Genomic DNA, 5,682 nt, shown 5'->3' with positions numbered 1-5,682 from the left:
AGACGTGAATAGGCGAAAGGGAACAAAGATAGCAAATCACTCGCTTCGCTCATCAATACGTCTTCGCTCTTCACTCTTCATTTAAATAATTATTAATTAAAATATGGCAAACAAGAAAGTAGTGGTGGCCTTTTCCGGCGGATTAGACACCTCGTATACAGTGATGAAGCTGGCACAAGACGGATACGACGTATATGCCGCATGCGCCAACACGGGCGGTTTCAGCCCCGCACAGCTTAAGTCCAACGAAGAGAACGCATACAAACTCGGCGCCGTGAAGTACGCCACGCTCGACGTGACACAGGAGTACTACGACAAATCGCTGAAATACATGATATTCGGCAATGTGCTGCGGAACAACTGTTACCCGATATCCGTATCTTCGGAACGCATATTCCAGGCCATTGCCATAGCACGATATGCCAACGAGATAGGTGCCGACGCAATAGCGCACGGCTCTACCGGAGCAGGCAACGACCAGATACGATTTGACATGACATTCCTCGTGATGGCTCCCGGTGTGGAGATCATCACGCTCACAAGAGACAAGGCGCTCACACGAAAGGAGGAGGTGGACTACCTGAACGAGCACGGATTTACCGCCGACTTCACCAAACTTAAATACTCTTACAACGTGGGTATATGGGGAACAAGCATCTGCGGAGGCGAACTGCTCGACCCTACACAGGGATTGCCCGAGGAAGCGTATCTCAAACACGTGACACAAAAGGAAGAGCAGCTCCTGAAAATAACTTTCGAAAAAGGCGAAATAACAGCCGTCAACGGCGAATTGTTTGACGACAAGGTGGCGGCGATACAGAAAATAGAAGAGATAGGCTCCGCATACGGCATCGGCCGCGACTGCAACGTGGGTGACACCATCATCGGCATAAAAGGACGCGTGGGCTTCGAGGCCGCAGCTCCCAAACTGATTATCGAGGCACACCGCCTGCTCGAGAAGTCGACACTGAGCAAATGGCAGCAGTACTGGAAAGACCAGGTGGCCAACTGGTACGGTATGTTCCTGCATGAGAGCCAGTATCTCGAGCCTGTGATGGCCGACATAGAGGCTATGCTCACGTCGTCACAACGCAACGTGAACGGCACGGCCATACTGCGCCTCCGCCCGTTAGGGTTCGACACCGTTGGCGTCGACTCGCCCGACGACCTCACCAAGTCTAAGCTCGGCGAGTATGGAGAAATGCAACGGGGATGGACGGCCGACGAGGCAAAAGGATTCATCAAGGTACTGAGCACCCCGCTGAGAATGTATTACGGAATACATAAAGACGAAAACAGATAAAAAGGCATGAAAAAGTTCTATCTCTCATCATCAGACAAGAAAATAGGCGGTGTATGCGGTGGGCTGTCCGAATACTTCGACATAGACCCGCTAATAGTCCGCATTGCTTTCGCCGCATTCATATTAAGCTACGGAGCCGGTCTCGTCACCTACCTGCTGATATGGCTACTCGCACCTAAAAATCATCAACAATGGTAAGAATCGGTATATTGGGCGGAGCCGGCTACACCGGAGGCGAGTTGACAAGATTGCTCATCAACCATCCGCAAGCAGAGATAGTGTTCGTCAACAGCGAGAGCAATGCCGGCAACAAGATTGCCGACGTACACGGAGGATTATACGGCGAGACGGACATGGCATTCACGGCCGACATGCCTTTCAGCGATACGGACGTGCTGTTCTTCTGTTTCGGGCATGGCAAGAGCGAGGCTTTCCTGAAAGAACACGACGTGCCGGCAAACGTAAAGATTATAGACCTGGCACAAGACTTCCGCATAGAAGCCCCCGGCAACGACTACACATACGGCCTGCCGGAACTGAACAAGGATAAAATAGCGGCCGCACAGCATGTCGCCAACCCGGGATGCTTCGCCACTTGCATACAGCTCGGACTGTTGCCGGCGGCAAAGATGGGACTGATTACGAAAGACGTAATGGTAAACGCCATCACCGGAAGCACCGGAGCGGGACAGAAACCCACGTCGACGACACATTTCTCATGGCGCACCGACAACATGAGCATATATAAGGCATTCACCCACCAGCATGTGCCGGAAATAAAACAGAGCCTGCGCCATGCTCAGGGCACACTTGACGCAGAGATAGACTTCATACCGTATCGAGGCAATTTCGCACGCGGAATATTCGCTACCTCGGTTGTACGGACAGATGCCGACATGGAAAGCATCGTGGCGGGATACAAAAAGTTCTACGCCGATGCGGCATTCACGCACTATGCAGACAAGGCAATAGACATGAAGCAAGTGGTGAATACAAACAAGTGTCTCGTACATTGCGACAAGCACGGCGACAAACTGCTCATCACTTCCTGCGTCGACAACCTGCTTAAAGGCGCTGTGGGCCAGGCGGTACAGAACATGAACATAATGTTCGGCATAGACGAGACGGCCGGCCTGAGACTTAAACCAAGCGCATTTTAAAAACACGGACAAGACAAGTACGGTAAAAAAAGAAAAGCATGAAACTATTTGACGTTTACCCGTTATTCGACATCAACATTGTAAAAGGTGAGGGATGCCGCGTCTGGGATGACAAAGGCACGGAATATCTCGACCTATACGGAGGACATGCCGTAATCAGCATAGGGCACTGTCATCCGCACTATACCAACAAGATAACCGCCCAACTGGGCAAACTGGGCTTTTACAGCAACTCAGTGATAAACACCCTCCAAACCGAACTGGCCGGCAGGCTGGGCAAAGCATCGGGATATGAAGACTACCAACTGTTTCTGATAAACAGCGGAGCGGAGGCCAACGAGAACGCACTGAAACTGGCATCGTTCGCAAACGGACGCACAAGGATACTGTCGGCAGAGAAAGCTTTTCACGGACGCACGTCGCTGGCGGTGGAAGCCACGGCCAACCCCAATATCATAGCGCCCGTCAATGCCAACGGACACGTCACATACCTGCCGCTCAACGACCTCGACGCATGGCGGGACGAACTGTCCAAAGGCGATGTGTGTGCCTGCATAATCGAATGTATACAGGGTGTGGGCGGCATCAGAATGGCAGACAAAGAGTTTGCGCAAGGACTGGCCGAGGCCTGCCGTGAAAACGGAACGGTGCTCATCGCCGACGAGATACAGTGCGGATACGGGCGCAGCGGGAGGTTCTTCGCCCACCAGTGGCTCGACATCCGCCCCGACATCATAACCGCGGCAAAAGGCATTGGCAACGGTTTCCCGATGGGAGCGGTGCTCATCTCACCCGATTTCGCACCGAAATACGGGCAGCTCGGCACCACTTTCGGCGGCAATCATCTCGCATGTGCGGCAGCCATATCGGTACTTGACGTCATTGAAAGCGAAAACCTGGTGGACAACGCACACGCCACCGGTGAGTATCTGATGGATAAACTGAGGGAACTGCAACAACAAGAATGCCATATCACCGAGGTGCGTGGCAGAGGGCTGATGATCGGAATCGAACTCGACATGCCGCACAAAGCGGTGCGCGAGGCTCTGCTGCGCAACGAGCATGTATTCACAGGATGTGCCGGAACGGGCACATTGAGACTGCTTCCGCCTCTTTGCTTCACAAAAGACATGGCGGACGAGTTTATCGAAAGGCTCAAAAGGGTTCTAAAACAAACAGTATGACAACCTGCACCTGATGCCCATACTGACGGCATCAGATGTTTATGGAATAAATAAAACGCAAATGAAGATTTCAGTTATCGGGGCGGGAGCAATGGGAGGCGCAATGGTACGCGGGCTGCTCAGAGGCAAAACACACGATGCCAAAGACATCACCGTGGCCGACCCGTCGCAAAGCACAATAGACTCATTCGCAGAAATGGGAGTAAACGTGACTACAGACAACCGCGACGCGGTGTCGGGTGCGGACACTATATGTGTGGTCGTGAAACCGTGGCTTGTGGAAACCGTGCTAAAATCCATAAAGCCATACATGGACTACGACAGGCAGACAGTCGTGGTAGTGGCGGCAGGCATCACATCGGAAAAGATTAAGGAATGGCTTGGCGACGGTGACGTGCGAGACCATGAGCTGCCCGATATATTCCTTGCCATCCCCAACATCGCAATTGCCGAACTAAGCTCGATGACATTCATCGTACCGGTAAAAGCCTCGGCAAACGATACCGATAAGGTTAAAGAGCTGTTCGACTGCATGGGAAGGGCAATCATTACCGAAGAACGGTTGCTCGCCGCCGGAACAACCCTCGCCTCATGCGGAATCGCATACGCGATGCGATATATACGGGCGGCAGCGGAAGGTGGGGTGGAGCTTGGATTTAAAGCCGATGAGGCCAAGAGTATTGTGCTCCAGACGGTGAAAGGCGCGGTAGACCTGCTCATAGCCAACGGCAATCACCCTGAAGTGGAGATCGACAAGGTCACAACTCCGGGCGGAGTCACCATAAAAGGCCTCAACGAAATGGAACACGCCGGATTTACAAGTGCTGTGATACGGGGCCTGAAAGCCGGAATGAAATGATATATTGCCATACATTTTAGAGTTTATTCCACAAGAGGACAAGAAACAAAAAGAAACTTTCGGCTACGGTACGTCATCCATCCATGCAAAGAGAGCAAAACAAAATGCCTCATATCATGAAGGAGACAAACAGTGGCAAAAACAAAAAATACGTATAATAACAGAACAAGACAAGCGACCATGAACGAACAAATAAAACAAATCGGCGAACGGCTGCGCGGATTACGCGAGGTTCTCGACATTCCGGCGGAAGAAGTGGCGCAGCTATGCGACATATCGCTCGAACATTATATGAAGATCGAAGACGGACAGGCAGACCCTTCCGTATATCGTCTATCAAAGATATCAAAACGCTACGGCATATCGCTCGACGTGCTGCTCTTCGGCGAAGAGCCACGCATGAGCAGCTATTTCCTCACCCGCAAGGACCAAGGCCTGAGCGTGGAACGGCGAAAAGAATATAAATACCAAAGTCTGGCAAGCGGTTTCCGCGGACGGAAAGTGAACCCGTTCATGACACAGGTGGATCCTCTGCCCGAAGGAGAGAAATACAATAAGAACTCGCACGACGGCCAGGAGTTTGATTACGTGGTCGAAGGCCGTCTCGAAATAACCATAGGCGACAAGGTTATGGAACTGGCAGAGGGCGACAGCATATACTTCGATGCCAGCCAGCCCCACTGCATGAGAGCGCTCGGCGGACGCCCGGTAAAGTTTCTCGCCATAATCATTTAAAGGTAAAAAAGAGGGATGACCATGGTTGAAAGATTTTATGACCATGGTTGAAAGATTTTATAACCATGACTGAAAGATTTTTAAGACAAACGACATTCACGTCGCAAGACGACTTCATAAACAACCTCCGCTTCATAATACCCGAAAATTTTAATTTCGCTTATGACGTCATGGATGCCTGGGCAGAGGAAAAGCCAGACAAGACGGCGCTGATATGGACCAACGACAATGACGAATGCATCAGGTTCTCATTTAAGGATATAAAAGAGCAGAGCGACCGCACGGCGGCATATTTCACACAACTCGGTATCGGCCGCGGCGATATGGTGATGCTGATTCTCAAACGCCGCTACGAGTTCTGGCTGTCAATGCTCGCTCTTCACAAGATTGGTGCGGTGGCTATTCCAGCCACGCACATGCTTACCACCCACGACATTGTAT

General features: G+C 51.5%; 7 protein-coding genes. All 7 read left to right on the top strand.

Translation table 11 applies throughout. The annotated features are described in order from the left end of the window. Positions 1–103 precede the first annotated feature (103 nt). Positions 104–1,303 carry an argininosuccinate synthase gene (locus tag MoGM_RS00320; protein ID WP_104368261.1) on the top strand — a complete coding sequence of 400 codons (1,200 nt, stop codon included), beginning with the start codon at positions 104–106 and terminating at the stop codon, positions 1,301–1,303. Positions 1,304–1,309: 6 nt separating this feature from the next. After that, positions 1,310–1,501: a PspC domain-containing protein gene (locus tag MoGM_RS00315; protein ID WP_104368260.1), complete on the top strand. Its 192-nt coding sequence runs from the start codon at positions 1,310–1,312 to the stop codon at positions 1,499–1,501. Next, positions 1,495–2,463 (top strand): N-acetyl-gamma-glutamyl-phosphate reductase, encoded by a 969-nt coding sequence (argC, locus tag MoGM_RS00310; RefSeq protein WP_104368259.1) that lies wholly within the window; start codon positions 1,495–1,497, stop codon positions 2,461–2,463. Before MoGM_RS00315 ends, argC begins: the two co-directional genes overlap by 7 nt. Before the next feature lie 38 nt (positions 2,464–2,501). After that, positions 2,502–3,647 carry an aspartate aminotransferase family protein gene (locus MoGM_RS00305; protein WP_104368258.1) on the top strand — a complete coding sequence of 382 codons (1,146 nt, stop codon included), beginning with the start codon at positions 2,502–2,504 and terminating at the stop codon, positions 3,645–3,647. Between the two features lie 61 nt (positions 3,648–3,708). Then, positions 3,709–4,506 carry a pyrroline-5-carboxylate reductase gene (locus MoGM_RS00300; protein ID WP_104368262.1) on the top strand — a complete coding sequence of 266 codons (798 nt, stop codon included), beginning with the start codon at positions 3,709–3,711 and terminating at the stop codon, positions 4,504–4,506. 180 nt (positions 4,507–4,686) lie between these two features. Further along, the gene (locus MoGM_RS00295; RefSeq protein WP_104368257.1) at positions 4,687–5,241 is read left to right on the top strand and encodes a helix-turn-helix domain-containing protein; all 555 of its coding nucleotides are present in this window, start codon (positions 4,687–4,689) and stop codon (positions 5,239–5,241) included. A gap of 65 nt (positions 5,242–5,306) precedes the next feature. After that, positions 5,307–5,682: AMP-binding protein (locus MoGM_RS00290; protein ID WP_146078590.1), on the top strand; the 376-nt coding region annotated here is incomplete at its 3' end.

Origin of the sequence: Prevotella sp. MGM1, assembly GCF_002933775.1 — a bacterium.
Taxonomy (GTDB): Bacteria; Bacteroidota; Bacteroidia; order Bacteroidales; family Bacteroidaceae; genus Prevotella.
This window is presented reverse-complemented; position numbering and strand designations above follow the sequence as displayed.

Excerpts from the sequence above, each read along its gene's own strand:
- MoGM_RS00320 (WP_104368261.1), top strand. The coding sequence starts at position 104 with ATGGCAAACAAGAAAGTAGTGGTGGCCTTTTCCGGCGGATTAGACACC.
- MoGM_RS00315 (WP_104368260.1), top strand. The coding sequence starts at position 1,310 with ATGAAAAAGTTCTATCTCTCATCATCAGACAAGAAAATAGGCGGTGTA.
- argC (WP_104368259.1), top strand. The coding sequence starts at position 1,495 with ATGGTAAGAATCGGTATATTGGGCGGAGCCGGCTACACCGGAGGCGAG.
- MoGM_RS00305 (WP_104368258.1), top strand. The coding sequence starts at position 2,502 with ATGAAACTATTTGACGTTTACCCGTTATTCGACATCAACATTGTAAAA.
- MoGM_RS00300 (WP_104368262.1), top strand. The coding sequence starts at position 3,709 with ATGAAGATTTCAGTTATCGGGGCGGGAGCAATGGGAGGCGCAATGGTA.
- MoGM_RS00295 (WP_104368257.1), top strand. The coding sequence starts at position 4,687 with ATGAACGAACAAATAAAACAAATCGGCGAACGGCTGCGCGGATTACGC.